This window comes from Halobaculum sp. CBA1158 (assembly GCF_021431925.1).
Lineage (GTDB): Archaea > Halobacteriota > Halobacteria > Halobacteriales > Haloferacaceae > Halobaculum.
Window position 1 is genome coordinate 984,352 of record NZ_CP090371.1, and the last position, 26,109, is coordinate 1,010,460.

Genomic DNA, 26,109 nt, shown 5'->3' on the forward strand with positions numbered 1-26,109 from the left:
CCGCGACGCGTCGAAAGCGTTCGGGTCGGCGAGGGTGTCGACGACGCTGTGAGTCGCCGCCGGCTATCGCCTCCCTTTTTGTTCCCGCCCGGGTAGCTCGGAGTACATGCGCGTCGCGGTCGTCTCGATGGACACGGTGGGAACGCGGGACGCGCCCGCCACCCGCCGGACGCGACGCGTCGCCCGCGGACTCGCCGACCGCGGCCACAACGTCCATTGGCTGTGTGCGCGGTGGTGGGGCGGAGAGATTCCACGGTTCGAGCACGAGGGGATCGAGTATCACGCCGTCACCGACGACCCCGGCCCGGGGCGGTTCCGCTCGAAGCTCCCGTTCCTCCTCCGACGCGTCGACCCCGACGTGATCCACGCTGTCTCGGTCCCGCCCGGCCACGCCACCACGGCGCGAACGACCGCGCGGGTGTTGCGCGTCCCCGTCGTCGTCGACTGGTGGGAGCGCGACCCCGAGCGCGGGTCCGGTCGGCAGTACCGTAAGGCGGCGACCGGAGCCGACCGCGTGACCGTCCCCTCGGAGACGGTGCGCACCGCCGTCCGCGAGCACGGCGCGAGCGACGTGAACGTCCGAGTGATCCCCGAGAGCATCGACTTCGATCTCGTCCGCGAATCAGGGGTCGACGACCGATTCGACGTGGTCTGGGCCCGCGACCTCGACGGCGACGCCAACGTCGGAGAGTTCCTCCTCGCGCTGGCGGAGCTTCGCGACCGCGACTGGAACGCCGCCGTCGTCGGCGACGGCCCCGCCCGCGACGACGCCGAGCGGACGGCCGCAGACCTCCGGATCGACGACCGCGTCCACTTCCTCGGCGACCTCTCCGACGAGGAGCTGGTGCCGGTGTTGAAGGGCGCGCACGTGTTCGCTCAGACGGCGACCTACGAGCCGTTCGCGACTGAACTCCTGTGGGCGCTGGCCTGTGGCTGTGTCGGCATCGTGGAGTACCAGGCGGGGTCGTCGGCCCACGAGGTCGTCGAGGGCCTCGACCGCGGCCGGCTGGTGACGAACCCCCAGGAGTTGGCCGACGAAATCGTCGCCTGCGGCGGCCTGTCTGAGTGGGAGATCAACGAGGGGTTCGCGGGGTTCGACCACGCCGAGGTGCTCGAGGAGTGGGTCGAGTGTTACGAGGCCGTCGTCGACGACTACGGCTGGCTCTGAACCTCCTTTAGGGGGGTCCTCCTCGCTCACTCCGTTCGCTCGCTCGCCGAACCCCCCTAAAACCCGTTCATGTCGTTGGATTCCGGAGGAATCCGACTACTGACGGGAAATCTTCGATTTCCCGTAATGTCAAAAATGCCGCTCGCTCGCCAGCCGAAGGCTGGCTCACTCACGGAACTACCGTTAACGACTTCCGCACCGCAGCTGTGGTCTCTCTACGATCTCACCGATAACTGCGTCGCCTACGCCTGGCGTCCGTCCCGCTCCGGTCCCCCGCCACGGATTCGATCGACGGATATAGGTTCGGGACACGCCTAGCCGCGAGCATGGAAGACGACACGCTCAGCCGCCGGAGCTTCATCCGGGGGGCGGCGGGCGCGACCGCCGCCGCGGGCGCGGTCGCCGCGGGCTCTGGAACCGCAGCCGCTCAGGCGACGGCCGACGGCTCCGGCACCGTCGAGGTCGGTGCCGGCAGCGACGGCCTGCTGTTCGCGCCCGGGACCGAGGAAACGCTCTACGTGACGCCCGGAACGACGGTCACCTTCGAGTGGGTCTCCGGCGGCCACAACGTCGCCGTCAACAGCCAGCCCGACGGCGCGTCCTGGGAGGGTCACACCCCGATCGAGGACGAGGGATTCTCGACGGAGTTCACCTTCGAGACCGTCGGCGTCTACGAGTACGTCTGTGAGCCCCACGCCTCCGTCGGGATGGAGGGAACTCTCGAGGTCGTCGAGGAACTGCCCACGCCTGAGCCGACGCCTGCGGGGCCGCCCGGAGTGCCCGATTCCGCAAAGAGCCTCGGCGTCGCCTCCTTCATCGCGATGGTCGCGACGCTTGGCCTCGCGTTCTTCTTCACGAAGTACGGCGGCGACTACGAACCGCCCGAGCAGTAGTCGCCGACGCCTCCGGTTTTTCGACGGTCGAATATCGGCCGTCGCGTTCGGCTTTCTCGCCCGATCGGTCCAGGGGTCCCGCGATCCGTCCAGGGGTCCCGCGATCCGTCCATTCCTCATGGCCACCGTCTGCTCGAGATCGTATACCTATCGTGCAGCAATTTTGACGGCAGTCTGCACGTAGTGACGGAACCTCGACAGATTCATTGCCGTCACCGAGAACGGACCGGTGCGGTACCGCGAGACGGGGGATGTCAGAGGCGCACGACGGCCGGCGGTCGAACCGCGTTCGAACCGGACGGCGATCCGGGCGGAGGCGCTGGGTCGCCGGGCCGTTTTCGGCGTCGAATCGCCGATCGACCGGCCGTTACAGCGAGTAGTCGTGAGAGCCGTCCTCGCTCGCGAGGAACGCCGCCAACAGGTCGATCGTCGCGCGCACGTCGTCGCCGTGGGCGGTCTCGGTGACCGTGTGGAGGTATCGCGTCGGGATCGAGATCGCGCCGACGGGCTTCGCGCCGTTGGCCGTCTGGAAGGCGGCGGTGTCGGTGCCGCCCGAGGGCAGCACCTCCATCTGGTGGTCGATCCCCTCGGCCTCGGCCACGTCGCGCAGGCGACGGGTCACCTTCGGGTTCGTGATCACGGAGCCGTCCTTCAGCTTCACCGCCGTCCCCTCGCCCAGTCGGGTCACCTGCTTGTCCTCGGCGACGCCGGCCGTGTCGGAGGCGATGGTCACGTCCAGCGCGATCGCGAGGTCCGGGTCCACGTCGACGCCGAGCGCCTCCGCCCCGCGCAGGCCGACCTCCTCCTGCACGGTCGCACAGAAGTGGACCGTCGCGTGCGGGTCATCCAGTTCGCGGGCCGCCTCGAGCATCGCGAACAGGCACACGCGGTCGTCGAGCGCCTTGCCCGTGACCGTCTCGCCCATCTCGACGGTGGTCTGCTCCATCGTCACGAGGTCGCCCACGTCGACGAGGTCCACGACGGCGTCCCCGTCCATCCCCAGGTCGATCACCACGTCCTCGACGGCGTCGTCCGTCTCGCGCTCCTCCTCGGAGAGCGTGTGGGGCGGCACCGACCCGATGACGCCGGTGAGGTCGCCCTGGCCCGTGTGGACTCGGACGCGCTGGGCGCGCAACACGCGGGCGTCCCACCCGCCGAGCGCGTCCACCTTCAGGAAGCCGTCGTCGGTGACGTGTTTCACCATGAAGCCGATCTCGTCCATGTGGGCCGCGACGGCGACCTCGTGGTCGCCGCTCCCCTCGACCGTCCCGACGACGTTGCCCATCGCGTCGGTTCGCACCTCGTCGACGGCGTCCTCGAGGACGGCGCGGACGCGGTCGCGGACGCGGTCCTCGTAGCCCGGCACCCCGGGAGTCTCGGTCAGCTCGCGAAGCAGGTCGAAGTCGAAGTCGAACGCCATGCTCGATCCACGTCGCGCGCGGGCCATAACCACCGGGGATTTCGAGGCGGACGGCCCGCCCGAGGTCGGCGTTCGGGTCCGCGACGACCGCTCGGGACAACTCTCACGGAGTTCACCGTGGTTCCGGAACGCTTTTGCGGCCATCGGCCCCGGTTGCGCGTATGTCAGACGACGTGGAAGCCGACCTGCGCGCCCAGTTCGAAGAGGCCTTCTCGGGAGCCGACTTCCCGGTCTCCAGTCAGATGGACCTCGTGCCGGCGCTGCCGCAGGGCCCGGGCACGAAGTTCGAGTCCGGCGACGTCTCCTTCACCGCGATGGAACTCGCCGCCAAGCTCGGCTCCAGCCAGGACTTCCCCTACGAGGACGTCGACTCGCTCGTCGACGACGTGATCGAGGGGCTGAAGGACAACGGGATGATCTGAGTCCGGCTTCGACCGCCCCACCCCGGGTCTCTCCTTCCCGTCGCCCTCCCGCCGCACTCCCGGTACCGCCCGGTTCAGTCGCCGCGTCGCTCGCGGCCGTGCGCTTCACACAGCACTTCGCCAGCGCCGCTGTCCAGGTAGAACGCGTCGCCGGCGCGGACCGCTTCGCCGCAGACCGCACAGCCGTCGCCGTGGAACACCGCGAGCTTCCCGACGGCGGTTCCGGTGCGGAGCGCTCCGGCCTCGCGTGCGGGGCGAGCGATCCCCTCGCCGACGGCCGTCAGGTCGTCGGTGTCGGCCGCCTCGAATCGGATGATCGGCACGCGTGAGCGACGCGTCTGCGGGGCCTTCACTCCTCGCGTCGCAGGCGACGCGGTCGCGGCCGGTCGGGCCGCCGGCGAGGGGTTCAAGAGCACCCGTCGCCAATCGCTGGTGTGTTCGGTGAGTGGATCGCCGCCCTGCCGGGGTGGCTGGTGTGGGGAGTCGTCGTCGGCGTCGTCGCCTCGGCCGGCGTCGCGACGGTGTTCCTGGCGGCCAATCGCTGGTTCCCCGACCCGCCGGCCCGCACCGGCGGCCGCGACCGCGGGTCGATCCGCCGCCGCGAGGAGATCCGCGAGTACCTCCGGCGCATCGACGAGCGGTTCCTCGAGGACGTCGACCGCGACGGGACGACCGTCGACTTCTACCTGCCCGAGCGCCGCGTCGCGCTCACCTTCGACGTGCACGCGTACTTCGCGATCCGCGACGACGACGCCAGCGACGACCACGTGATACTCTGTGAACACGAGATGCCCGGGTGGCACCTCGCCCGGCGACTCCCGTTCGAGGTGCCCGAGGTCGACCTCGGTCTCGCTCCCGGACCCGGGTCCGCGAAGGCGACGCCCGCGGCCGCCTTCGATACGCTGGGCCTGCCCGCGAGCGCCGGCGAGGAGCGCGTCGAGGCCGCCTACCGCGAGAAGGTGAAGGAGACGCATCCCGACCAGGGCGGGAGCAGGGAGGCGTTCGACGAGGTCCGCGAGGCGTACGCGACCGCCCTCGAGCACGCCGAGGAGTCGTCCGCGCGGTCGTAGCGCGCCGGGCGCTCTCGACAGTTCGTTCCTCCTCTTTTCTCTTCCTCGGGGCGGCGGTCCCTCGGTCCGTCCCGACCGTTACCGCGAGATCCCTCCCTCGCCCTCGTCGATCACGCGCTCGACCTCCTCGGGCGTGACGACCGCGAGGTCGCCGGCGATGGTCCGCTTGAGCGAGGCGGTCGCGGCACCCCACTCCAGCGCCTCCGCCACGTCGCCGCCGCGGCACCGCCGCGAGAGGAAGCCGCCGACGAAGGCGTCGCCGGTACCGATCGCATCGAGCGTGTCGGCCTCGTACACCGGCTGCTCGAACACCTCGCCGTCGTGGAGCGCGAGTGCGCCCCGCTCGCCCCGCGTGACGACGACCGTCTCGAAGCCGTGGTCGGTCGCCAGTCCGTGGGCGATCTCGACCGTCTTCCCCTCCCGGTCGAGCACGGTCTCGGCGTCGCGTCTGGCGACGAACAGCGTGTCGACGTGATCGAACAGGTCGGTCAGGGTCTCCCGGGCCGCCTCGTGGCTCCAGAGCTTGCTCCGGTAGTTCACGTCGAGGCTGGTCGAGGCTCCGGCGTCGGCGGCGCGTTCGAGGGCGGCGGCGGTCGCGTCGGCGGCCCGCCCGGAGAGCGCGGGCGTGATCCCCGTCGTGTGGAAGGCGGTCGCGTCGTCGAGCACGCCCAGCGGCAACTCCTCGGGCGTCACCGTCGTCACCGCCGAGTCGGCGCGGTCGTAGACGACGTTCGTTCCTCGGGGCTCGCCGCCGTGTTCGAGGTAGTAGGTGCCGAGGCGGGCGTCCTCGTCCCACGCGATCCCGGTGTGGACGCCGTGTGCGCGCAGGCCTCTGACCACCCGGCGGCCGAGCGGTGAGTTCGGGAGCTTCGAGAGCCACACCGTATCGATCCCCAGCGACGCGCCCGCGACGGCGACGTTGCTCTCTGCCCCGCCGACGCGGGCGTCGAGGGAGTCGGCGGTCTCCAGTCGGGTGCCCTCCGGGGGGGAGAGGCGAAGCATCGTCTCCCCGAAGGTGACGAGGTCGGTCATGCGCGGGCCGACGACGGCGGCGCACAAGAAGGGTCGGGAAGGGAGCCGAGGGGAAGGAGGGACGGGAGCCTCGAGACCGGCTCCGCCTACTCGTCGCGTCGACCGCCGTGGCCGGGATAGTCGCGCTCGAACCGCTCGTCGATCTCCTCGGTCCCGAACTCCACGAGCACGGGGCGGCCGTGCGGACACGCGTAGGGGTTCTCGCAGTCGTCCAGCGCGTCGAGCAGGTCGGCGACGCTGCCCTCGGTCAGCGACGTGTTCCCCGTCACCGACGGGTAGCAGGCGAGATCCGCGAGCAGCGCGTCGGCCACCTCCGCCACCGGGCGACCGCCGTCGGCGACCTCGTCGGCGAACGCCGCGAGCACCTCGCGCAGGAGATCCGGGTCGAGCGTCGCGTCGAACACCGCCGGCACCGCCGTCACCGCGACCGCGCGGTCGACGGCGTCGGCGTCAGCGTCGCGGTCGGCGTCGTCGGCGCGGTCGCGGTCCCCGTCGCCGTCGACGCGCTCGGCCCGGAACCCCACCTCCCGGAGCGCGTCGCGGAACGTCTCGAACAGCTCGGCCTCGCGGGCCGTCAACGGGAGTTCGACCGGCGCGGCGAGCGTCTGTGCGGGCGTGTCGCCGGCGACGGCCGCCCGGAGTCGCTCGTAGTTGACGCGCTCGTCGGCGGCGTGCTGGTCGACCAGCACGAGTCCGGCGTCCGTCTCGCAGACGACGTAGGTGTCGTCGTACTGCCCGAGCACCCGCATCGCGGGCAGGCGGTCGTGGTCGGTCCGCTCGTCGGTGGTGCCGCCCGCGAGCGTCGCCTGCGAGGGCGCGCCCCACGACCGGTCGCGGGCGTCGTCACTACCGTCCCCCGGCCGGTCGCTGTCGGCGTCACCACCGTCCCCGCCCTGGTCGCTGTCGACGGTCGCGCGGCCCCGACCCCGGTCGTCGCCATTACCGTCGTCGCCGTCCGTCTCCCGATCGACGTCGTCGGACTGCCACGATCGCGGCGACGGTGCGTCGCCGGCGGTCGCGTCGGTTCGCCCCCGCGTCGGGTGATCCGTCGGCCGGTCCGTGCCGCTCACCTCGACGCTCCAGGCGTCGTCGCCGGCGGCGTCGGTGCCGCCGGTGTCGGCCGTTCCACCGGCGTCCGTGCCGTCGACTCCGGTCTCGTCGCCCGCGGCCGCTCCGGACGACTCCGATTCCTCGGAGTTTGCGGAGTCAGAACCGCCCCACGCGTCGAGGACCGAGGACGTCGACTTCGCGCCGGGACTCGGGGAGTCGCGGTCGTCCGCGTCGCCTCCGGTCGAATCGCCGTCGTTGGAGCCGCTGTCGTCGGAGTCGTCGTTGGAGCCGCTGCCGTCGGAGTCGTCGCCGTCGGAGTCGCTTGTGTTCGCCGTCTCGTCGTCTTCGCGCCGCTCGGCCGCCGCCCGCTCGTGGTCCGTCCCCGCGCCGCCGACGACCTCCGGGTTCACCGAGGTCTCGTCGGGCGCGGACCGACCCCGCGGGGCCGACGAGCGAACGAGGCCGTGGTCCAACAGCGCGGCCCGGACTCCCTCGCGGACGGTCGCCATCACGTCGGCGTCGTCGCCGAAGCGAACCTCGGTCTTCCGCGGGTGGACGTTCACGTCGACGGCCGTGCGCGGCACGTCGACGAACAGGACCGCGAACGGGTAGCGGTCCGTGGCGAGTTGGCCCCCGTAGGCGTCGACGACGGCCCCACGGAGGTCGCTCTCGCGCACCCAGCGGTCGTTGACGTAGGTGGTGAGGTACTCCCGACTCGCCCGGGTCGTCTCCGGGTGCGAGACGAGCCCCGAGACGGCGATTCGCCCGTCCGCTGACTCGTGGTCGACCTCGACCATCGACTCGGCGACCTCGCGGCCGTACACCGCGAGTACCGCCGAGCGCCGGTTCCCGTCGCCGGGGGAGGCGAACACCTCGCGACCGTCGTGCTCCAGCGAGACGGCCACGTCCGGGTTCGCCAGCGCGTACGCCGACACGACGCCGTTGACGCGGTCGAACTCCGTCGCGGGCGTCTTGAGGAACTTCCGGCGGGCGGGCGTGCGCCCGAACAGGTCGCGCACCTCGACGGTCGTCCCGACGGGGCAGCCGGCCGGTTCGACCTCTCCCTCGTCGCCGTGGTCGACGGTCAACTCCGCCCCGGTGTCGGCGTCGGGCGTTCGCGAGCGGACCGTCAGCCGAGCGACCGCGCCCACGGAGTGGAGCGCCTCGCCGCGAAAGCCGAGGGTTGCGACGCCCGAGTCGAGGTCGTCCATGCCCTCGAGCTTGCTCGTCGCGTGTTTCGCCACCGCCATCGGGAGCTCCTCTGGAGGGATGCCCGCGCCGTCATCGCGCACCCGGACGCCGTCGATCCCGCCGTTCTCGACGGCGACGGCGACTCGGCCCGCGCCCGCGTCCAGCGCGTTCTCGACGAGCTCCTTCACGACGGAGGCGGGTCGCTCGACCACCTCGCCAGCGGCGATCTCGCGGACGGTTCGGTCGTCGAGCGAGCGTATCTCCCCGGTCATCGACGGTACGTGGCGACGACGGGGTATCAATCCCGTGTTCCGTGCGCCCGCGGGGCGACACCGGGAGCCGCGGCGACGACACCGGGAGCCGCGTCGCCGCCGTCCCGAACCGCGCTGGCGACGAGTCGCGGTGAGACGCCGCCGTCGGCCTACAGGCCTGGGATCGCGTTACCGCGACTGAGAACGTCGGCGATCCGATTAAGTGGCGAGTTCGCACAGGAACTGCCAGCACGCATGAGTGGGAGCTCGCTCGAGGAACAGGACCGAACCGACGAACGCGACGCAGCCGCGGCGACGGACGGCGCGGGGGACGCCGTCGACGCGAGTCCGGACGACGCGCACATCGCCGATACAGCCGGGGACGACACGGAGCGCCCCCGGTCGGCGCGCGCGGAACTGGTGTTGACGCCGCCGGGGCCGGAGCGTCGCGCGATGCTGAAGCGACAGGCGGTGACCGGCTACGTCGAACATCCGACGGTCGTGGAGTTCAGCTACGAGACCGACCCGGCGACGCTTCACGAGCGCTGGCGAGAGTCCGTCGGGTCGCCGCCGTGCCACATGGTCGTCGACGCCACCGGCAGCGGCGAGGTACCGGGCCCTCGGGTCGCCGCCGACGGGGGGTCATTCGCCGCGGAGGCGGCCCACCCGCAGGACCTCACCGGACTGTGCATGAAGTGGCAGGACGCCCTCGAGGAGGCGCGCGGCCGCGGCGACCTCTTCGTCGCGTTCGACTCCGTGACGGCGCTGTTGCAGTACGTCGACCTCAGGGAGGCGTACCGCTTCCTGCACACCCTCGTCGCCGGCGTGCATCAGGCCGGCGCGCGCGCCCAGTTCTACCTCGACCCCGACGCCCACGACGAGCAGACCGTCTCGACGGTGCAGGGGCTGTTCGACGCCGTCCGACGGATCGGGTGAGTCGCGAAGGACCGACGCGACGGGCGGCTTCCGGGCGCGAACACGGTTTTGTCGCCTGGGACCGTTCGGCCGACATGGACCTCACGCGCCGGTTCGCCGACTACGACGCCTTCTGGGAGCGTCACGCGAACCCGAAGAGCGGCTGGTCGCGGTTCCTGTCGGTCCCGCTGTTGGTGCTCGCGGCGTACACGCGCGACCGACGACTGTTCGCGGTCGCGCTCGGGTGGACGCTGGTGAACCCCGTCGCGTTCCCCCGGGTCGACCGGGGCGACGGCGACCGCGTTGGCGACGGTGACCGCGTTGGCGACGGTGACCGCGTTGGCGACGACCCGGCGTGGATGACCCGCGTCGTCGACGCCGAGCGGGCGTGGCTTCGCGGGGAGACATCCCCGGGGTCGTGGAGCCGCCTGAACGCGGTTTCCGGTCCCGTGACCGCCTACGCGCTGTACGCCGCCTACCGTCGACGGCCGGTCCGTGCGGTCGTCGCGGGCGCGGCGTCGATGGCGCTGAAACTGGCGTTCGTGTGGGGGCTGGAGCGGCGATGGGACGCGGGGACGGCCGGGCGGTGAATCCTCGGGGACCGGCTCAGGGCTCGGGCAGGTCCACTTCCTCCCCGTCCGCCCATACGGTCGGTTCGGTCACGATCCCGTCGAGGTGCAGCGGCGCGTCGGTGTCGCCGCCGATGCCCGCGTCGTCGCCGATGGCGATGTGGACGGTGCCGGCCGCCTTCTCGTCGAGCAGCACGGAGCCGACGAGGTCGGTGACGCCGACGTTCGTACCGATACCCAACTCCGCGAGGTTGTACGCGTCGCGGCCGACCTCCTCGGCGGCGCACTCGACCTGCTCGCGCACCTCGTCGTCGGAGATCTCGGTGACGAAGCCGTCCTCGACCTCGAATCGGAGCTCCCGTCCCTCGAGCAGGCCGTACGGCATCATCGTCCCGTCGACGACGTAGGTTCCCTCGGCGGTCTCCGGGCTGACGAACACCTCGCCCGCCGGGAGGTTCGAGAACGACCCCGGCTCGCTCACGTCGCCTGTGTCCGACAGGAACTCGCGGTCGCCCGGCTCGAACGTGATGTCGGTGCCCGCCTCCGTCGTGACGCGGATCTCGTCGGCGTCGTCGACCTGCGCGCGTACGTCGGCGCAATGGCGCGCGATGGTCTCGTAGTCGGCGTCGAGGCCGGCGAGGAACACCTCGCGGGTGATCCCCGGCAGCGTCGCGCCGCGCGCGCCCGCCTCGCAGGCGTCCCCGCGGGCACGGGTGTGGCTCAGGCTCTTCGTCGTCGGCGCGAGGAAGGCGTCGGCCTCCCGCATCGCGGCGGCGACGGGGTCGGACGGCTCCGCGCCGTGCTGGCTCGCCGGCGGGTACCGGAGGATCGTCGCGTCTGCGGTCACCTCGCCGGCGACGGCGTAGAGCGCCTCGCCGATCGCCTCGCGCTCGTCGTCGGTGACGACCGCGAGCGACTCGTCGCTCGCGAGGTCGAGACACTGATGGATCGCCGTTTCCGCGGCCGAACGGAGCTCCTCGTCCATACCCGACGTTCCCCGCCGCGGGGGTTTGGACCTATCGACCGCGTCGGCGATGCGGGGGCGGGGTCGGCCATCGTCGCCGTCGCGTTTCTGACGGGAGAGCTCTCGATCGATCGCGTATCGGTCGAATTCCGATGCCTTACTCGATCTGTAGTTGTTTCGGGGGTAGCAGTCCCGTAACGATTAACCCCCGCCACGAAGGAGTTCCCGCCAATGATACAGGTGGGCGTCAACGGCTACGGCACGATCGGCAAGCGTGTCGCCGACGCGGTGGCCGCACAGCCCGACATGGATCTCACGGGCGTCGCGAAGACCCGACCGAACTTCGAGGCGGAGGCGGCCGTCCGCAAGGGGTACCCGCTGTACGCGGCGATCCCCGACCGGGCGGACCAGTTCCGCGAGGCGGGCATCGACCTGGCGGGCGAGGTCGAGGACATGGTGATGACCGCCGACGTGATCATCGACACCACGCCGTCCGGGATCGGTGCGGACAACCGGGAGCTGTACGAACGCTACGACACGCCGGCGATCTTCCAGGGCGGCGAGGACGCCGACGTGGCGGACGTGAGCTTCAACGCCCGGTCGAACTACGACGCCGCGACCGGCGACGACGTGGAGACGGCGCGGGTCGTCTCCTGCAACACGACCGGCCTCTCGCGCCTGCTCGCCCCCCTGCGTGAGGAGTACGGGGTCGAGAAGGCTCGCGTCACGCTGGTCCGGCGCGGAGGCGACCCCGGACAGACCTCCCGCGGCCCGATCAACGACATCCTGCCGGACCCCGTCGAGATCCCCTCCCACCACGGTCCGGACGTGAACACCATCTTCCCGGACGTGGACATCGACACCCTCGGGGTGAAAGTGCCCGCGACGCTGATGCACCTCCACTCCGTGAACGTCACGCTGGAGTCGGAGCCGTCGGCCGAGGCGGTTCGAGAGCTACTCTCTGAGGAATCGCGGCTGTTTCTCGTCCCCGAGGAAACCGGGATCGACGGCACGGGGAAGCTCAAGGAGTTCGCCATGGACACCGGCCGGCCCCGCGGCGACCTCTGGGAGAACTGCATCTGGGAGGAGTCCGTCTCGATGGAGGGCCGCGACATGTACCTCTTCCAGTCGATCCACCAGGAGTCCGACGTGATCCCGGAGAACATCGACGCGGTCCGCGCCCTGCTGAACCGCGAGGACCGCGAGACGAGCATGGCGACGACCGACGAGACGCTCGGCGTCGGCCTCGAGTCGCTGTTCGACGGCCAGCGACAGCGCGTGGTGCCGCGAAGCAACGGCGACGATTGAGGCGACCGGGTCGGCCTACCCGCTGGAGTCCGCCTCGGCGCTGCGGACGAGCAGCTCGACGGCCGGCAGCGGCTCCCCGGTCAGCGCGCGGATGTACGCGCCGCCGGCGATGGAGACGTGCGAGAAGTCCCCCTCTGACATGCCGTACATCGTGATCGCCCGAGAGGTGTCGCCGCCGCCGACGACCGAGAAGCAGTCGGTGTCGGCGATGGCCTCCAGCACGCCGACGGTGCCGACGCTGAAGCGCTCGTCCTCGAAGACGCCCAGCGCGCCCTTCACGAAGACGGCCTCGGAGTCGCGGATCACGGGCTCGTAGTCTGCGACGGTGTCGGAGCCGATGTCGAGGAACGCGCGTTCTTTCGTCTCGATGTCGTCGACGGCGACCTCCGCGCGGTCGCCCTCGTCGCCCTCGAACGCGAGATCCGAAGGGAGCAGCACCCGGTCGCGCCGCTCCTCGAGCACGGCGCGGATCGTCTCTTCGTTGGCGTCCCACTGGTCGTCGAAGAGGTCCGTCTCCACGTCCTCACCGACCGGGTACCCCGCCGCGCGGAGGAACAGCTCGCCCGCGACGCCGCCGAGGAGGAACCGGTCGACCGTCTCGTCGAGCGCCTCCATCACGCCGATCACGTCGGTGGCTTTCGCCCCGCCGACGACCATCGTCACGTTCCCGTCGAACTCGCGGTCGGCGATGGCGGTATTCGCCTCGTACTCCGTCTGCATTACCCGGCCAGCGTAGCTCGGGAGGCGCAGCGGGAAGCCGACCAGCGAGGCGTGTTTGCGGTGTGCGGCGGAGTACGCGTCGTTGACGTACGCATCGAACTCCGGCGCGAGCGTCTCGACGAAGTCGCTCGCGGCGTGTTCCTCGGGCTCCCGCTCCGGCAGTTCGTCGTCGGTCATCCGGGTGTTCTCAAGCAGGAGCACGTCGCCGGCGTCGAGATCGCGGACGGCTTCCAGCGCGTCGTCACCGAAGGTGTCGGCGACGAAGTCCACGTCGACGCCGGCGTGTTCGGCGAGGACGTCGGCGTGCTGTGCCAGCGAGACGAAGGTGTCCCTACCGGGACGACCTTGGTGGGCCATGAGCGCGACGCGGTGGCCCGCCTCGGCGAGTTCCGCGACGGTCTCGGCGTGGCGGGAGAAGCGACGATTGTCGCGGACGACGCCGTCCTCGACCGGAGAGTTGAGGTCGAGGCGAACGAGGACGCGCTGGTCGGGTGGAAGATCGTCGAGGGTGCGGAAGGCGCTCATCACGCGACCAGTCGGCGGTGGCGGACTTAGAAGACGCGGATGAAGCGGATACCACGAACGCGGTCGCTGGCACGGCGGTGTGGCGTACAGGTGGCCGTGCTCGGGGCGGGGGTGAACCGGCTGGCGGCTTCGGTGCCCCCTCGGCGCGCCGTCGGGCCACGCAACCGCTTCCCGACGCGCCCTCGCGGTCAGCGCATCGGAAGGGCTGGTGCGGTATCGGATAAAAGGATTCGCCGTGACCGTCGCGAAGCCGGCTCGGTCGGCACACCGTTTCGATCGGTGCGGAGCGGTGCGGGACCGTCTCTCCGTCCCTCCGAAGCGCCCACCGCGCCTCGTCGCGCCTCGGCAGCCCTCGCCTCAGTCGTCGCCCGCTTCCGCCTCCGTCCGGGAGGTGCGTCGGGCCGCGCGGTCGATGAACTCCTGCGGGAGCTCGTCGATCTCGCCGGCCTGAACGCCCCAGAGGTGAGCGTAGAGGCCGTCCTCGCTCAGCAGCTCCTCGTGGTTTCCGCGTTCGGCGATCCGGCCGTCCTCGAGGACGACGATCTGGTCGGCGTCCTTGATGGTCGAGAGCCGGTGAGCGATGGCGAAGGTGGTTCGATCCTCGGTGAGCTTGTCGATGGAGCGCTGGATCAGCATCTCGGTCTCGGTGTCGACGTCGGAGGTCGCCTCGTCGAGCACGAGGATGTCGGGGTCCTTCAGCATCGCGCGGGCGATGGAGAGGCGCTGGCGCTGGCCCCCCGAGAGCTTCACGCCGCGCTCGCCGATCTCGGTGTCGTAGCCCTCCGGGAGGTTCGTGATGAACTCGTGGGCCTCCGCGGCCTTCGCGGCCTCGACGACCGCGTCCTCGTCGGCCTCGAAGGTGCCGTACGCGATGTTGTCGCGGACGGTCCCGTAGAACATGAACGTGTCCTGGCTCACGTAGCCGAGGGACTGGCGCAGGCTCGGGATCGTCACGTCGCGGATGTCTTGCCCGTCGATCGTGATGCTTCCCTCGTCCACGTCATACATCCGGAGCAGGAGCTTGAGAACGGTCGACTTGCCGGCACCGGTCGGCCCGACGAGCGCGACCGTCTCGCCGCCGTCGACGTCGAAGGAGATGTCGTCAACGATCGTCTCCTCCTCGTCGTAGCCGAACGTCACGTCGTCGTAAACGACCGAGCCGTCGCCGACGACGAGCTCCTCGGCCGCCGGGTCCTCTACGATCCGGGATGGGGTGTCCATCAGCCCGAACAGGCGGGCGCTGGAGGCGCGGGCGCGCTGGTACATGTTGATGATCGAGCCGAACTGCGCCATCGGCCAGATGAACCGCTGAGTGTAGAGGATGAACGTCGTGAACGTCCCGACCGTGAGGCTCCCACCACCGGTGATCCACGTCGGTGCGACCCCGAGCACCCAGAAACCGCCCACGCCGAAGGTGATGACGAAGCCGATGCCGGCGATGACCCGCAGGGCGGGGAAGAACTTGATCCGGGTGGTGATCGCGTCCCAGTTGGCGTCGTAGTACTCCCCGGAGACGTCGTCGACGCGGTCGGACTCGAAGCCCTCGGTGTTGAACGTCTTGATCACCTTGATACCGCCGAGGTTGTTCTCCAGCCGGGAGTTGAGGTGGCCGACCGTCGATCGGACCTCGGCGTACTTCGGCTGAATCACGTCGATGAACTTCCAGGTCACGGCGGCGATGATGGGCACCGGAAGCAACGAGACGAGCGCGAGCCGGGGATTAAGCCAGACCATGATGCCCGCGATACCGAGCACCATCACCGACAGACGAAACGCCGAGTTCATCCCGTCGTTGAGGAACCGCTCCAGTCGGTTCACGTCGTTCGAGAGCACGGACATCATCTCGCCGGTCTGCTTCTCGGCGAAGAAGTCCATGTTCAGCCGCTGCATCTTGTCGTAGGTGTCCGTGCGGATGTCGTGCTGGATGTTCTGTGCGAAGGAGTTCCAGCCGTAGTTGCGGATCCAGTGGAACACCGACCCGCCGAAGAACGCGAACGCTATCACGCCGAGGGTGAATACGAGTTGGCCGTTCGGCTCCGTCGGGAGCAACCCCTGCGGAACCAGCGGGAGCGCGAACTCGCGGTCGTTGCGGAAGATCGCGTCGATCGCCAGTCCGAGTAGCAGGGGAGGCAACAGGTCGAGCAACCGTGCGGCGACGCTCCCGAGGAACCCGAGGCTGAAGAACCGAACGTTCGGGACGCCGTACTCCGAGAACAACCGCTTCATCGGGTTTTCCGTCTTCTCACGGATGTCCTCGAAGGGGTCGTCTTCGTCGGAGGGATGACTCATTACGTACTCTCAGCGACACCAAGGCCCTAAACCGTTCGCTTCGAATCGAAACACGCGTCCGATCGGCGCTCGAGCCGTTCTCGATCCGTTGTGACCCGATGGGGCTCGCGGGGTCTGCGGCGTTCGCGGCGGAGACGTCAGTAGTCGCCGGCGATCTCGATCCTGTCGCCCGTCTCCGCGCCCGCGTCGTCGGTCCAGTTGTACGGCACCTCGAGCACGTACTTCCCCAGACCGCGGTAGCGCTTCAGATCGCCCTCGTCGGTCCCCTCGGGCGGGAGTTCGGCGTGGTGGATCCGGGTGATCGTGCCGTTTGCGGCGACGAACACGATGTCGATCCGGAACGCCATGTCGCGCATCACGTACGCCTGGGTGGCCTCGGCGTCGTGGACGAACAGCATGCCCTCGTCCTCGCCGAGCGATTCGGTGTTCGAGAGGCCGGTGTAGCGCTTCTCGTAGCTGTCGGCGACGCGGGCGTCGACGGACCCGAGTTCCGAGCCGTTCTCGTCGACGACCGAGACGGTGGTTCGGTCGTACTCGCCGTCGTTCGCGGCGTTCATCACCGCGCCGGTACACCCCGCCAGCGCGACGAGGAGCACGAGGAGGAGCGTGGCCGAGATCCGACCGTTCATGTCCCTACTGTCGGTGGCCTCGGGTGAAAGCGTGTCGGGGAAAAGTAAGCGTTATTCGACCGCGGCCGGTGTGTCCGGGCACGGGCTCGTGGTCTAGTGGTTATGACGCTTCCCTTACAAGGAAGAGATCGGTGGTTCAACTCCGCCCGAGCCCAGTCGAGTGCCGAGCGGAGCGAGCGCCGAGACGTTCTGCGAGGCGGAGTCTGAAGCAGGGAGTGAAGCGAGTAGTGCGAGGTCGAGCGAAGCGAGACCTCGGCGCGAGCGGAACGACCGTGGTTCAACTCCGCCCGAGCCCAGTTCTACCGCCGACACCGCGAGGATCGGAGCGACGAGCCGTCGGCGGCGTCTGGCGTGCCAGAAGTTGAGCCCTGCAGCCCTGCAAGTCGCTCGCAACGAGTGAAACGAGTCGTATCTGGCATTCCGCGAGGCGGAGTCTGAAGCAGGGAGCAGCTTCGCTGCGACCGTGGTTCAACTCCGCCCGAGATCAGTTCTGACGACAGCCGCGGCTCGTCACCCGTTTTTTATCCCTCCCCGTGGAACGGCCGGTCGATGCACGAGCGCACGTCAGGAGGGGGGAGTCGATGAACGGCAAGGCCATCGTCGCGGTGCTCGCGGTCGTCGTGATCGTCGCCGTCGGCGGCGCGGCGGCGTTCGTCGCCGGAATCGGCCCGATCGGAGACCTCGGTGGTGGCTCCGACGAGTCGACCGCCACGCCGCAGTCGACCGGGACCGTCTACGACGGGGCCGGCGGCTCGAACGACGGCGGTTCGGGAACGGAGGCCGATTCCGGCGGCGAGGAATCGATCCCACCGTACACCTTCGCGATCCAGTCGATCGACGAGTGCGGACAGACCTGTCGTGACGTGACGGTCCGCCTCGACAACAACCGCGATCAGACGGCCGAGGACGTCTCGGTGTTCACGCAGATCTACGCGGGCAACTCCACCGACAGCGGCGACCGCGTCTGGCAGGGGAACGAAGACGTCGGGAGCATGGAACCGCAGGGGTCGGTGACGCGCACCAGCCGGGTCGAACTCTCCTACTCGGAGGGGTATCAGGTGCAACAGGAGGACGGTTGGATCACCATCGTCACCACCGTCGAGTCGGCCGACGTGACGATCACGTTCCGGGAGCGTCGACAGGTCCTCTGACCGCCAGCCGGCACGGCGTTTCGAAACGCTTTTTCATACCGCCGAGGTTCGTTGAGACGCGCCGCCTTAGCTCAGATTGGGAGAGCACTCGACTGAAGATCGAGCTGTCCCCCGTTCAAATCGGGGAGGCGGCATTTTCTCCGGCCGACACCGCGAACGAGCGTAGCGAGTGAGCCGTCGGCCGATGGTACTGCGTCCACGACACGATTTGAACACGGAAGTCGCAGCGCGCGAACGAAGTGAGCGCGACCGTCTTCGGGAGTTCAAATCGGGGAGGCGGCATACTGCTCCGGGCGACGATGCGACGAGTGAGCCGTCGTCGAGGGACAACGACCTTGTCACCGGCTCACGATCACAGATCGATGAGTGTCGACTCAGGCCGACTCGATCGCCTCAAGCGACCGCTGTTGTACGTCATGGGACCGATCTACGTCGTCGCCGGTGTGTTGCACCTTCTCGCGCCCGAACCCTTCGCGCGGATCGTGCCGAGACGACTCCCGAAGCCTCGCCTGCTCGTGTACCTGTCGGGGCTGGCGGAGATCGCGCTCGGGATCGGCGTGTTGATCCCGCGGACGCGACGCGTCGCGGCGAAGGGGATCGCGCTCCTGTTGGTCGCGGTGTTTCCGGCGAACGTCAACATGGCCGTCAGCGACGCCGAACCCGAGGGACTCCCCGACTGGGCCGGCGGGATCTACCGCGCCGCGACGTGGGCGCGGCTCCCGCTGCAGTGGGTGTTGATCCGCTGGGCGTGGTGGTACACGACCCCGATGCCGGACGACAGAGAGTGATCGTGCGACGCGGGGGCTGCGGCGTGACCCGAGGATCGCGAACGCGACACCGGGCCGCGACCGCGACCCGGCGACCGTGAACGCGACACCGGACCGCGGACGCGTGAGTCGCGGACCGTACCCGCCGGGTGCCGGCCGCGATCATCGAAGCTCGCTTTCCCCCAGACGGGCCGGCGTGTCGCCGTCGGCGGTGCCGAACACCTCCCGAAGCCGTCCGAAGGCGTTCCTGACCGCGAACGTCGCGACCGGCCGGCCCCGAGGATGACTGTAGAGGTCGCCCAGCGACGCGGGCTCGCGGAGGTCCCCCCGCTCGGCGGCCCGAACCGCCCGCGTGAGCATGTCCTCCGAGGCGTCGAACTGCCGGCGCTTGACCGCCTCCCACGTGGGGGCGTCGTCGATGTCGACCCGCTTCAGCGCCGCTATCTCGCCGCCGTCGAGCGTCTCTGAGAGCCGCTGGACGGTGATTCCGGCGGTCGACTCGCCGTGGACGAACTCCCAGAAGCCCATCGGCTGGCCGCGGTACTCCCGGAGGTCGCCGTGGTGGAAGCTGACCACGCCGTGCTCCGGTGCAGAGAGCATCGCCCCGACGAGGAAGCCGAAGCCGAACCGCACGGCCACGTCGGCCTCCTCGGCGACCGCGTCGGCGACCCCTGCCGGGATCTCTCGCTTCCACCCGTCGACGATCCGGGGATCTATCGAGCGCTCGCGGATCGCCCCGCGGTCGACGACCGACGAGAGGGGCACGTGCTCCTCGTGGGGGATCGGTCCCGCGACCGCGTCGTTGAGCGTCGCCACGACGGCCCATTCGCGGAGTTCGAGCGCCCGTCGAATCGTCTCTGTGCGCGTGCGATCCGACTCGGGCTCGTCGTAGACAACTGTCGTGACCTCGCAGTCCGTGTGATCGAGGAGGTGCGCGAGCGCGTCCGCCTGCCACCGGGGGAGCGTTTCGCCGGCCGCGAGCAGGCACACTCTCACGGCGACGCCCCCGCGGCGACCGCGTCCGCGACGAGGTACTCGTCGGCGAGCGACGCCATCGTCCGGATCCGGAGATCCCCCTCGGGAACCGTCGCGAGGAACTCCAGGTACTCCGCCACCACCGCCCACTGGTGGGGGTTGCTGAGGTCGTATAGGTGACACCACAGGTGCAGCGGCGTGCCGGTCTCGATCGCCCGTCGCGTGCTCCGGCGGAGATACCGACCGTGGAGCCGCCGGCGCACCGCCGCCGGCACTGACCGAAACGGCGCGGGCGCGGGCGACTGCCCCGACGGGAGCGACGCCGCCGTCAGCGACGGGTACGTCGTGCAGTACGTCTCCAGGACGCCGTCGACGACCGCGGGCTCCCACAGCGGATGCGGGCCGACAGTCAGCTCCCGTAGCCGTCGAAGCCTGCCGTTCCCGCTCGTGTCGACCGCGTACCGGGCCGCGCGGACGCCGTGTTCGCGGAGCAGGTCGTTCGGCGGCCGGGAGTGGCGCGGCGGCACGATCGACGCCGATCCCGCATCGAGTTCGTCGTGGAGCGCCCGAGCGCGCCGGAGTTCGTGGTCGACGACCGCACGATCGACGCTGCCGCACAACACGTGCGAGAAGGTGTGGGTGCACAGTTCGTGGTCGACGGCGGCGTCGAGCACAGCCGGAGCGACCTCCGGGGCGTAGTAGAGCGGGTCGGCGGCGGCGTCCGTGCCCGGGTCGGCGTCGAACCACCCCGGCTCGTACGGCCCCGAATGGGACCCGTCGCAGTCGTCGAGGAGCAGATGTCCGACGACGTCGAAGGTGATCGGGACGCCGCACGCGTCGGCCGCTCGAAGGAGCTTCCGGAGGTGCGCGCGCTCGGGTGAGCCGTCCGTCGAGAGGTGTTCCGCGGCCGACCCAGAGAGGTCGTGAACGCCCCATCCCAACTCGATCTCGACGCTGATGGTCAGCGTCCCCGGCGCGTCGCGCCGGGACGTGTTCGGTTGCACTGTGCGGTCGGTGGTGCATCTCCGGCTTTGGTAGCCGGCCCGTAACGCCGATCACGGCCACGCTTATGCCGCGGGTCGGCGAACGCGGACCCGATGACGAAGCTCGCGATCACCCTGCGACGGCGAGACGACGCGACGTTCGAGGAGTTTCGGGAGCACTACCTCGAGGAACACGCGCCGCTGGCGGCCGACCTCCCCGGTCTGGAGCGGTACACGGTGTCCTTCCCGAACGACCCCGACGACGCCTCTTACGACGCGCTGGCGGAGCTGTACTTCGCAGACGACGAGGCGATGGCCGAGTCGTTCGCCTCCGAGATCGGCCGCGAGGTGACCGCCGACGCCGAGACGTTCGCCGACATGGACGCCGCCGAGCGGGTGGTCCTCGAAGAGCACGTCGAGGTGGCGTGAACACCGGCGATCAGAGTCGTCAATCCGACCCGACTCCGTGGGGACCGTCGCGACCGCAGCGACCGCGAGGACCGACGGAGCCGCCGTCAATTCCGTGGTACGCACGCGAGCGAGTCCAGCGAGCCGTCACGCGGCGGAGCGCGCGGAGCGTTCACACGGGCGGCCGTGACTCGGAAGGGTTATCCGTCGCCCTCCGCACGTAACGGGTATGGCAACTGGGAAGGTCGACTTCTTCAACGACACCGGCGGCTACGGATTCATCGATACTGAGGACGCGGACGAGGACGTCTTCTTCCACATGGAGGACGTTGGCGGCCCTGACCTGGAAGAGGGTCAGGAGGTCGAGTTCGACATCGAGGAGGCCGAGAAGGGCCCCCGCGCGACGAATCTGCAGCGCCTGTAAGGCACCGACGACACGGACGCAGTCCGTGCCGCAGTTTTCACCGTTTTTCACCCGATAGCGAGCGACCGTGCCGCCGTACGCACGGCCCCCGACGGCCGCTCGCCAGCGGCGGCCCCACGCCCCTCGGGATCAGCGCCGGGGTGCTTTTCCACATCGGTGCCGAAGCCCCCGACGTGACCGCGCTCGCACGAGGGGTACCGTGACGGCGACGACGCTCCACGAGCCGTCCCACCGGGAGGCGCTGTGGGCGCTCGAGGACGCCTTCGACCGCGGGGACCTGGTCTCGGTGTTCGGCACCTGCACCGTCGAGTACGACGGCCGGGCGGCCTCGTCGCTGGGGCCGGGCGCGCGCCTGCTGGTGCTCAAGCCCGACGGCGCGGCGCTGGTCCACACCGACGAGGGGCGGACGCCGGTGAACTGGCAGCCGCCGGGAAGCCGGCACCGCGCGGCCGTCAGCGACGGTCGCCTGCGCGTCCGTAGCGTCCGCACGTCGCCCGCGGAGACGCTCGACGTGCGCTTCTCGACGGTCGAGCACCTCGCGGCCTACGGCGTCACCGGCGGGCGGGCCGTCGAGGTGGTCGGCAGCGAGGCCGACCTGAAGCGCCGCGTCGTCGCCGATCCCTCCGTGGTGGAACCGGGATTCGAGCCGCTGGCGACCGAGCGCGAGACCGAGGCCGGTCCCGTGGACGTGTTCGGGCGCGACGCCGAGGGTCGCCCCGTCGTGGTGGAGCTGAAGCGTCGCCGCGTCGGCCCCGACGCCGCCGGCCAGCTGGCTCGCTACGTCCGCGCCGTCGAGCGCGAGGAGCCCGACGGCACCGCAGTCCGCGGGATCCTCGTCGCGCCGTCGATCACCGACCGCGCGCGCGACGTGCTCTCCGAGGCCGGACTCGAACACGTCGCAGCCGATCCCCCCGACGAGCCGCCGGAACAGCACGAGTAGGGAGACGAGTCGACCGGGTCGGTCGCGTGGGCGACTCGGCCGCCGCGGGGATCTCCGTGCGGCCGACGCGCACGGTCGGGCCCGCGAAACGTAGGGTTTAACCACGGCACCGCCGTCGACTCGGACAAGTAACCATGTCCGAGAAACCGGCCTCCATGTACCGGAAGATCGACAAGCCGTCGTACACGCGGCGCGACTACGTCACCGGTATTCCTGGCTCGAAGATCGCACAGCACAACATGGGCGACCTGACCACCGACCCCGAGGACTATCCGGTCCACATCTCGCTGGTCACCGAGGAGGACGTCCAGATCCGACACGGCTCGCTCGAGTCCGCGCGCCTGTCGGCCAACCGCCACCTCATCCGCGAACTCGGCGAGGGCAACTACAAGATGGTCCTGCGGAAGTTCCCCCACCAGATCCTCCGGGAGAACAAGCAGGCGACCGGCGCGGGCGCGGACCGCGTCTCCGACGGAATGCGCCAGGCGTTCGGCAAGCCCGTCGGCACAGCCGCGCGCATGAACGCCGGCGAGATCGTCTTCACAGCGTACGTCGACGTCGACCAGGCCGACGCCGTCAAGGAGGCGTTCCGCCGCGCGTACAACAAGATGTCCCCGCCGTTCCGCGTCGTCGTGGAGAAGGGCGAGGACCTGCTGGTCCGGTAACTCGGAGGACTCGCGGCCGCGGTTCCTCGATTCTCAGTCCGTAAGCGGCGGCGTATTCGGTCGCGTCGTTCACGTTGCCCGAGTCGATCGCGTCGTTCCGCCGTCCACGTCGCCGGAGTCGCTCGTTCGTCCCCGTCGTCCTCGAAACGACAACGCGAATCCGTGTGAACGACTGGACGCCGCCGGCAACGACGCCACACTCCGGCAGGCATTTGACCGCGGACCGAGCACTCTGGGGTATGTCAGGAGTACGCGTGGCGGGCGTCGGTCTCACCCCGTTCGGCGAGCACGCCGGGCGGACCGGTCGCGACCTGTTCGCGGAGGCGTCGCTCGCGGCGCTCGAGGACGCCGGCGTCCCCAGGGACGACGTGGAACATCTCAACTACGGCAACTTCATGGGCGCGCTCGCCGAGCGACAGGGCCACCAGGCACCGCTGATGGCGGAGGCCGCGGGCCTTCGATGTGCGGGCACGCGCTACGAGGAGGCGTGCGCCTCCGCCGGCGTCGCGGTTCGGGAGGCCGTGCGGGCGGTCCGGTCGGGCGAGAACGACGTGATGCTCGCCGGCGGGATGGAGCGCATGACGAACCTCTCGACGGCGGAGGTGACCGAGTCGCTGGCGGTCGCCGCGGACGAGCTGTTCGAGGTGCGCGCGGGCGTCACCTTCCCCGGCGCGTACGCGCTGATGGCCCGGGCGTACTTCGACGAGCACGGCGGCGACCGGGAAGACCTCGCCCACGTCGCGGCCAAGAACCACGCGAACGCCGTCCCCAACGAGTACGCCCAGTACCGCCGGGAGGTGAGCGTCGAGGAGGCGCTCGACTCCCCGCCGGTGGCGTCCCCGCTGCACCTGTTCGACGCGTGCCCGATCACCGACGGCGCGAGCGCGCTCGTGCTCGTCTCCGAGGAGTACGCCGAGGAACACGACCTCGACGCACCGGTCGCAATAACCGGCACGGGGCAGGGCGGCGACCGCCTCGCGCTCCAGGACAGGCCGGAGATGTCCGGGACCCCGGCCGCCGCCGACGCCGCCGCCGAGGCGTACGACGACGCGGGGGTCACGAGCGACGAGGTCGAGGTCGCGGAGGTTCACGACTGCTTCACCATCGCCGAGGTCATGGCCATCGAGGCGCTGGGCTTCTTCGAACCCGGCGAGGGGATCGCCGCGGCCCGCCGCGGCGACACCACCCGAGAGGGCGACCTCCCGGTGAACCTCTCGGGCGGGCTGAAGGCGAAGGGCCACCCGGTCGGCGCGACCGGCGGCTCACAGATCGCCGAGATGACCCGACTCCTGCGGGGCGACCATCCCAACAGCGACGCGGTCGCGGACGCGGAGGTCGGCCTCACTCACAACGCGGGGGGAACGGTCGCCAGCGCCGTCGTCCACGTGCTGGAGGTGGCCGAATGAGCGACCCCGAGGCCGACGCCCCCGCGGACACCGGGTTCGACGACTGGGTCGAGTCGCTCGCGGACGGGGGGCGCTTCCTCGAGTGCGCGAACGGCCACGGGAGCCTGCCGCCCCGTCGCGTCTGCCCGGAGTGCGGAAGCACCGACCTCTCGGAGGCGTCGCTGCCCGACACCGGCGAGGTCGCGACGTTCTCCGAGATCCACGTCGCCCCGTCGGGCTTCGGCGAGGACCCGCCGTACGTCACCGCCGTCGTCGACTTCGGACCCGTCCGGCTCACCGGCGTCGTCCGCGGGCTGTCGGCCGACGAGGTGGCGATCGGAACCCGGGTGCGGCCGGACGCCGAGCGCAACGAGGCGACCGGCAACCGGCTGGTCGTGTTCCGCCCGGCGTAGTCGACGGCGGACACCGCCCGGTCTGTCTCCTCGGGACGCTGAGGGCCCGGATACCGACTACATCGGTAGTATCGACTCCAAGGAATACAGTCATCACCTCCCCAGCCGGTGGGTGAGGTATGACTCGGGGCGAGCCGAACGAATTGGTGCAGTTCCTGCAACAGCAGGCGGGCGAATACCTCCGGGGTGTGGTCCACTACTCCGACGACGACTACGACGCCCTGTACCTCCGCGACGACGTGGCAGACATGTACACCGACGAGGAGCTGACGGAGTTCGTCGCGTACTACCGGGAGAAGAACCGGCAACTGGCTCCCGATCGCCCGTTCGATCTGGGAACCGACCACTGCACGATATCCATGTACGACGAGGCGATAATCTTCCACTTCACGCAGGGGACGGATGTCGGCACCGTCGTCACGCTCTCCCCGGAGGCCGGACGAGACGTCGTCCAGTTCACCACGGACTGCCTCGAACAACTGTACCACAACTCCCCCCAAGAGATCGACGACGTTCCGACGTGGCTGCGGAGTTGAGGCCCGTCTCCGGAGGCGGTCCGGTCGTCCGTTACCGTTCGTTCTGCTGCTCGATGCTCACGGTACCCTCGGGGCGGTCGCCGGCGACGACCGAGACGAACTCGTCGCCGAACTCCACGTGCGGAAGCAGCATCGCGTCGTCGAAGACGATCAGCTCGCAGTCGGCGTCGTCCGCGAGATCGCGCCCCGTCGCGAGCGGCGGGAGGTCCGCCTCTCGACCCCACACGATCGTCGTCGGCGCGTCCAGGCCCGCCAGCGCGCTCGCGAGGTCGACGTCGCTGTTGAGGTGCCCGGAAATGAACGAGGCGGGGGCGAAGCGCGCGCCCGGTTGGTGGGTGGTTCGCCACTCGTAGTCGGGCCAGTCCTCGCCGGCCTTCTCGGGGTCCCAGTAGCCGTGGTCGGCGTTGAAGTAGCGGATCGACGGCCGCGACGCGAGCAGGGCGAACGCCGCCTCGCCGATGACGGGCGCGCGCAGTAGCTCGCGCACGGCGGTCTTGGGCGGCTCCGGCCCCGCGACCGCCGTCGGACACACGAGCGTCAGGTCCGCGATATCGAGGTCGCCGGCGACGCCGGCGACGTACGCCCCCGTCAGCGACGAGGCGACGACGCGAGCGCCGGGGTACTCGCTCAGGAAGTCGCGGACGAAGTCCTCGTACAGCGCCGCCGAGTAGCGAAGCGACGGGCGGTCCGAGCGGCCGAACCCGGGGAGGTCCGGGGCGACGACGTGGTACTCCCGCGAGAGGTCGACGAAGACCTCGCGCCACTCGCCCGCAGAGCCGGCGGCGTTGATGCCGTGCAGGAGGACGATCGTCTCGTCGTCCGCGTCGCCGGCCTCGGTGTAGGCGACGTCCATGCCGCGCCAGCGATAGGTCCGCTGGACGCCCTCGAGCGGCGGTTCGAGGCCGCCGGCTTTCGCCCGAAGCGCCCGCGTCGCCGCGACGGCGACGCCGGCACCGAGGGCGGCGTACTTCGCTGTCGAGGCGAGGGTGGATCGGAGAGTCATGGACGATCGTACGGCGGCCGTGAACTTAGTTCGCGTGGCGATT

27 protein-coding genes and 2 tRNA genes are annotated in these 26,109 nt (G+C 70.1%); 18 read left to right on the forward strand and 11 right to left on the reverse strand.

Going from position 1 to position 26,109, the window contains the following annotated elements:
- Positions 1-106 precede the first annotated feature (106 nt).
- Together Hbl1158_RS05230 and Hbl1158_RS05235 are read left to right on the forward strand one after the other, a co-directional pair.
- Positions 107-1,168, forward strand: a complete 1,062-nt coding sequence (locus Hbl1158_RS05230; RefSeq protein ID WP_234299004.1) for a glycosyltransferase family 4 protein — start codon at positions 107-109, stop codon at positions 1,166-1,168.
- 326 nt (positions 1,169-1,494) lie between these two features.
- Positions 1,495-2,061 carry a plastocyanin/azurin family copper-binding protein gene (locus tag Hbl1158_RS05235; RefSeq protein ID WP_234299005.1) on the forward strand — a complete coding sequence of 189 codons (567 nt, stop codon included), beginning with the start codon at positions 1,495-1,497 and terminating at the stop codon, positions 2,059-2,061.
- A gap of 367 nt (positions 2,062-2,428) precedes the next feature.
- Here Hbl1158_RS05235 and Hbl1158_RS05240 read toward each other — a convergent pair whose 3' ends face one another.
- Positions 2,429-3,481, reverse strand: coding sequence for a M42 family metallopeptidase (locus tag Hbl1158_RS05240; protein ID WP_234299006.1), 1,053 nt, complete (start codon positions 3,479-3,481; stop codon positions 2,429-2,431).
- 161 nt (positions 3,482-3,642) lie between these two features.
- Here Hbl1158_RS05240 and Hbl1158_RS05245 point away from each other — a divergent pair, with 161 nt between their 5' ends.
- Positions 3,643-3,903, forward strand: a complete 261-nt coding sequence (locus Hbl1158_RS05245) for an MTH865 family protein (protein ID WP_234299007.1) — start codon at positions 3,643-3,645, stop codon at positions 3,901-3,903.
- 74 nt (positions 3,904-3,977) lie between these two features.
- Here the strand turns inward: Hbl1158_RS05245 and Hbl1158_RS05250 are convergent, their stop codons facing one another.
- Positions 3,978-4,226: a hypothetical protein gene (locus Hbl1158_RS05250; RefSeq protein ID WP_234299008.1), complete on the reverse strand. Its 249-nt coding sequence runs from the start codon at positions 4,224-4,226 to the stop codon at positions 3,978-3,980.
- Between the two features lie 111 nt (positions 4,227-4,337).
- On the opposite strand from Hbl1158_RS05250, the gene Hbl1158_RS05255 reads away from it, so the two are divergent.
- Positions 4,338-4,973, forward strand: a complete 636-nt coding sequence (locus tag Hbl1158_RS05255) for a J domain-containing protein (protein WP_234299009.1) — start codon at positions 4,338-4,340, stop codon at positions 4,971-4,973.
- Positions 4,974-5,051: 78 nt separating this feature from the next.
- Here the strand turns inward: Hbl1158_RS05255 and kdgK1 are convergent, their stop codons facing one another.
- Together kdgK1 and mutL are read right to left on the reverse strand one after the other, a co-directional pair.
- Positions 5,052-6,005 carry a bifunctional 2-dehydro-3-deoxygluconokinase/2-dehydro-3-deoxygalactonokinase gene (gene kdgK1, locus Hbl1158_RS05260; protein ID WP_234299010.1) on the reverse strand — a complete coding sequence of 318 codons (954 nt, stop codon included), beginning with the start codon at positions 6,003-6,005 and terminating at the stop codon, positions 5,052-5,054.
- Positions 6,006-6,091: 86 nt separating this feature from the next.
- Positions 6,092-8,518: a DNA mismatch repair endonuclease MutL gene (gene mutL, locus Hbl1158_RS05265; RefSeq protein ID WP_234299011.1), complete on the reverse strand. Its 2,427-nt coding sequence runs from the start codon at positions 8,516-8,518 to the stop codon at positions 6,092-6,094.
- Positions 8,519-8,752: 234 nt separating this feature from the next.
- Between mutL and Hbl1158_RS05270 the strand changes: the two genes are divergently transcribed.
- Together Hbl1158_RS05270 and Hbl1158_RS05275 are read left to right on the forward strand one after the other, a co-directional pair.
- A complete protein-coding gene (locus tag Hbl1158_RS05270; RefSeq protein WP_234299012.1) occupies positions 8,753-9,433 on the forward strand; it encodes a hypothetical protein in 681 nt (226 codons plus the stop codon).
- A gap of 74 nt (positions 9,434-9,507) precedes the next feature.
- The gene (locus Hbl1158_RS05275) at positions 9,508-10,002 is read left to right on the forward strand and encodes a DUF6653 family protein (RefSeq protein ID WP_234299013.1); all 495 of its coding nucleotides are present in this window, start codon (positions 9,508-9,510) and stop codon (positions 10,000-10,002) included.
- A 16-nt stretch (positions 10,003-10,018) separates the two neighbouring features.
- Here Hbl1158_RS05275 and Hbl1158_RS05280 read toward each other — a convergent pair whose 3' ends face one another.
- On the reverse strand, positions 10,019-10,966 hold the full coding sequence (locus tag Hbl1158_RS05280; RefSeq protein ID WP_234299014.1) for an aminopeptidase: 948 nt from the start codon (positions 10,964-10,966) through the stop codon (positions 10,019-10,021).
- A gap of 210 nt (positions 10,967-11,176) precedes the next feature.
- Between Hbl1158_RS05280 and Hbl1158_RS05285 the strand changes: the two genes are divergently transcribed.
- Positions 11,177-12,253 (forward strand): type II glyceraldehyde-3-phosphate dehydrogenase, encoded by a 1,077-nt coding sequence (locus Hbl1158_RS05285; RefSeq protein ID WP_234299015.1) that lies wholly within the window; start codon positions 11,177-11,179, stop codon positions 12,251-12,253.
- A gap of 15 nt (positions 12,254-12,268) precedes the next feature.
- On the opposite strand, the gene Hbl1158_RS05290 is transcribed toward Hbl1158_RS05285, so the two are convergent.
- From Hbl1158_RS05290 to Hbl1158_RS05300, 3 genes are all read right to left on the reverse strand, one after another.
- Entirely contained in the window at positions 12,269-13,498 is a 1,230-nt protein-coding gene (locus Hbl1158_RS05290; RefSeq protein ID WP_234299016.1) for a phosphoglycerate kinase, read from the reverse strand.
- 357 nt (positions 13,499-13,855) lie between these two features.
- Positions 13,856-15,787: an ABC transporter ATP-binding protein gene (locus Hbl1158_RS05295; RefSeq protein ID WP_234299017.1), complete on the reverse strand. Its 1,932-nt coding sequence runs from the start codon at positions 15,785-15,787 to the stop codon at positions 13,856-13,858.
- A 137-nt stretch (positions 15,788-15,924) separates the two neighbouring features.
- Positions 15,925-16,416 carry a DUF192 domain-containing protein gene (locus tag Hbl1158_RS05300; protein ID WP_234299018.1) on the reverse strand — a complete coding sequence of 164 codons (492 nt, stop codon included), beginning with the start codon at positions 16,414-16,416 and terminating at the stop codon, positions 15,925-15,927.
- A gap of 82 nt (positions 16,417-16,498) precedes the next feature.
- Here Hbl1158_RS05300 and Hbl1158_RS05305 point away from each other — a divergent pair.
- The 4 genes from Hbl1158_RS05305 (at position 16,499) to Hbl1158_RS05320 (ending at position 18,355) form a co-directional block, all read left to right on the forward strand.
- Positions 16,499-16,571, forward strand: a tRNA-Val gene (locus Hbl1158_RS05305).
- Between the two features lie 426 nt (positions 16,572-16,997).
- Positions 16,998-17,567 (forward strand): hypothetical protein, encoded by a 570-nt coding sequence (locus tag Hbl1158_RS05310; RefSeq protein WP_234299019.1) that lies wholly within the window; start codon positions 16,998-17,000, stop codon positions 17,565-17,567.
- 60 nt (positions 17,568-17,627) lie between these two features.
- A tRNA-Phe gene (locus Hbl1158_RS05315) sits at positions 17,628-17,701 on the forward strand.
- 228 nt (positions 17,702-17,929) lie between these two features.
- Positions 17,930-18,355: a DoxX family membrane protein gene (locus Hbl1158_RS05320; protein WP_234299020.1), complete on the forward strand. Its 426-nt coding sequence runs from the start codon at positions 17,930-17,932 to the stop codon at positions 18,353-18,355.
- Between the two features lie 141 nt (positions 18,356-18,496).
- On the opposite strand, the gene Hbl1158_RS05325 is transcribed toward Hbl1158_RS05320, so the two are convergent.
- Entirely contained in the window at positions 18,497-19,330 is an 834-nt protein-coding gene (locus Hbl1158_RS05325; RefSeq protein WP_234299021.1) for a formyltransferase family protein, read from the reverse strand.
- Complete coding sequence (locus Hbl1158_RS05330; protein WP_234299022.1) at positions 19,327-20,313, reverse strand: hypothetical protein; 987 nt, start codon at positions 20,311-20,313, stop codon at positions 19,327-19,329. Before Hbl1158_RS05330 ends, Hbl1158_RS05325 begins: the two co-directional genes overlap by 4 nt.
- 93 nt (positions 20,314-20,406) lie before the next feature.
- Between Hbl1158_RS05330 and Hbl1158_RS05335 the strand changes: the two genes are divergently transcribed.
- From Hbl1158_RS05335 to Hbl1158_RS05365, 7 genes are all read left to right on the forward strand, one after another.
- On the forward strand, positions 20,407-20,721 hold the full coding sequence (locus Hbl1158_RS05335; RefSeq protein WP_234299023.1) for an EthD family reductase: 315 nt from the start codon (positions 20,407-20,409) through the stop codon (positions 20,719-20,721).
- A 208-nt stretch (positions 20,722-20,929) separates the two neighbouring features.
- Positions 20,930-21,124: a cold-shock protein gene (locus Hbl1158_RS05340; protein WP_234299024.1), complete on the forward strand. Its 195-nt coding sequence runs from the start codon at positions 20,930-20,932 to the stop codon at positions 21,122-21,124.
- A gap of 199 nt (positions 21,125-21,323) precedes the next feature.
- The gene (gene nucS / locus Hbl1158_RS05345; RefSeq protein ID WP_234299025.1) at positions 21,324-22,064 is read left to right on the forward strand and encodes an endonuclease NucS; all 741 of its coding nucleotides are present in this window, start codon (positions 21,324-21,326) and stop codon (positions 22,062-22,064) included.
- 134 nt (positions 22,065-22,198) lie between these two features.
- Entirely contained in the window at positions 22,199-22,729 is a 531-nt protein-coding gene (locus Hbl1158_RS05350) for a 50S ribosomal protein L16 (protein ID WP_234299027.1), read from the forward strand.
- Between the two features lie 239 nt (positions 22,730-22,968).
- The gene (locus Hbl1158_RS05355; protein ID WP_234299028.1) at positions 22,969-24,135 is read left to right on the forward strand and encodes a thiolase domain-containing protein; all 1,167 of its coding nucleotides are present in this window, start codon (positions 22,969-22,971) and stop codon (positions 24,133-24,135) included.
- The gene (locus Hbl1158_RS05360; RefSeq protein ID WP_234299029.1) at positions 24,132-24,527 is read left to right on the forward strand and encodes an OB-fold domain-containing protein; all 396 of its coding nucleotides are present in this window, start codon (positions 24,132-24,134) and stop codon (positions 24,525-24,527) included. The genes Hbl1158_RS05355 and Hbl1158_RS05360 overlap by 4 nt, the downstream gene beginning before the upstream one ends.
- Before the next feature lie 119 nt (positions 24,528-24,646).
- Positions 24,647-25,063 (forward strand): hypothetical protein, encoded by a 417-nt coding sequence (locus Hbl1158_RS05365; RefSeq protein WP_234299030.1) that lies wholly within the window; start codon positions 24,647-24,649, stop codon positions 25,061-25,063.
- A gap of 31 nt (positions 25,064-25,094) precedes the next feature.
- Here Hbl1158_RS05365 and Hbl1158_RS05370 read toward each other — a convergent pair whose 3' ends face one another.
- Positions 25,095-26,066, reverse strand: coding sequence for an alpha/beta hydrolase (locus Hbl1158_RS05370; RefSeq protein ID WP_234299031.1), 972 nt, complete (start codon positions 26,064-26,066; stop codon positions 25,095-25,097).
- Between the last annotated feature and the right edge of the window lie 43 nt (positions 26,067-26,109).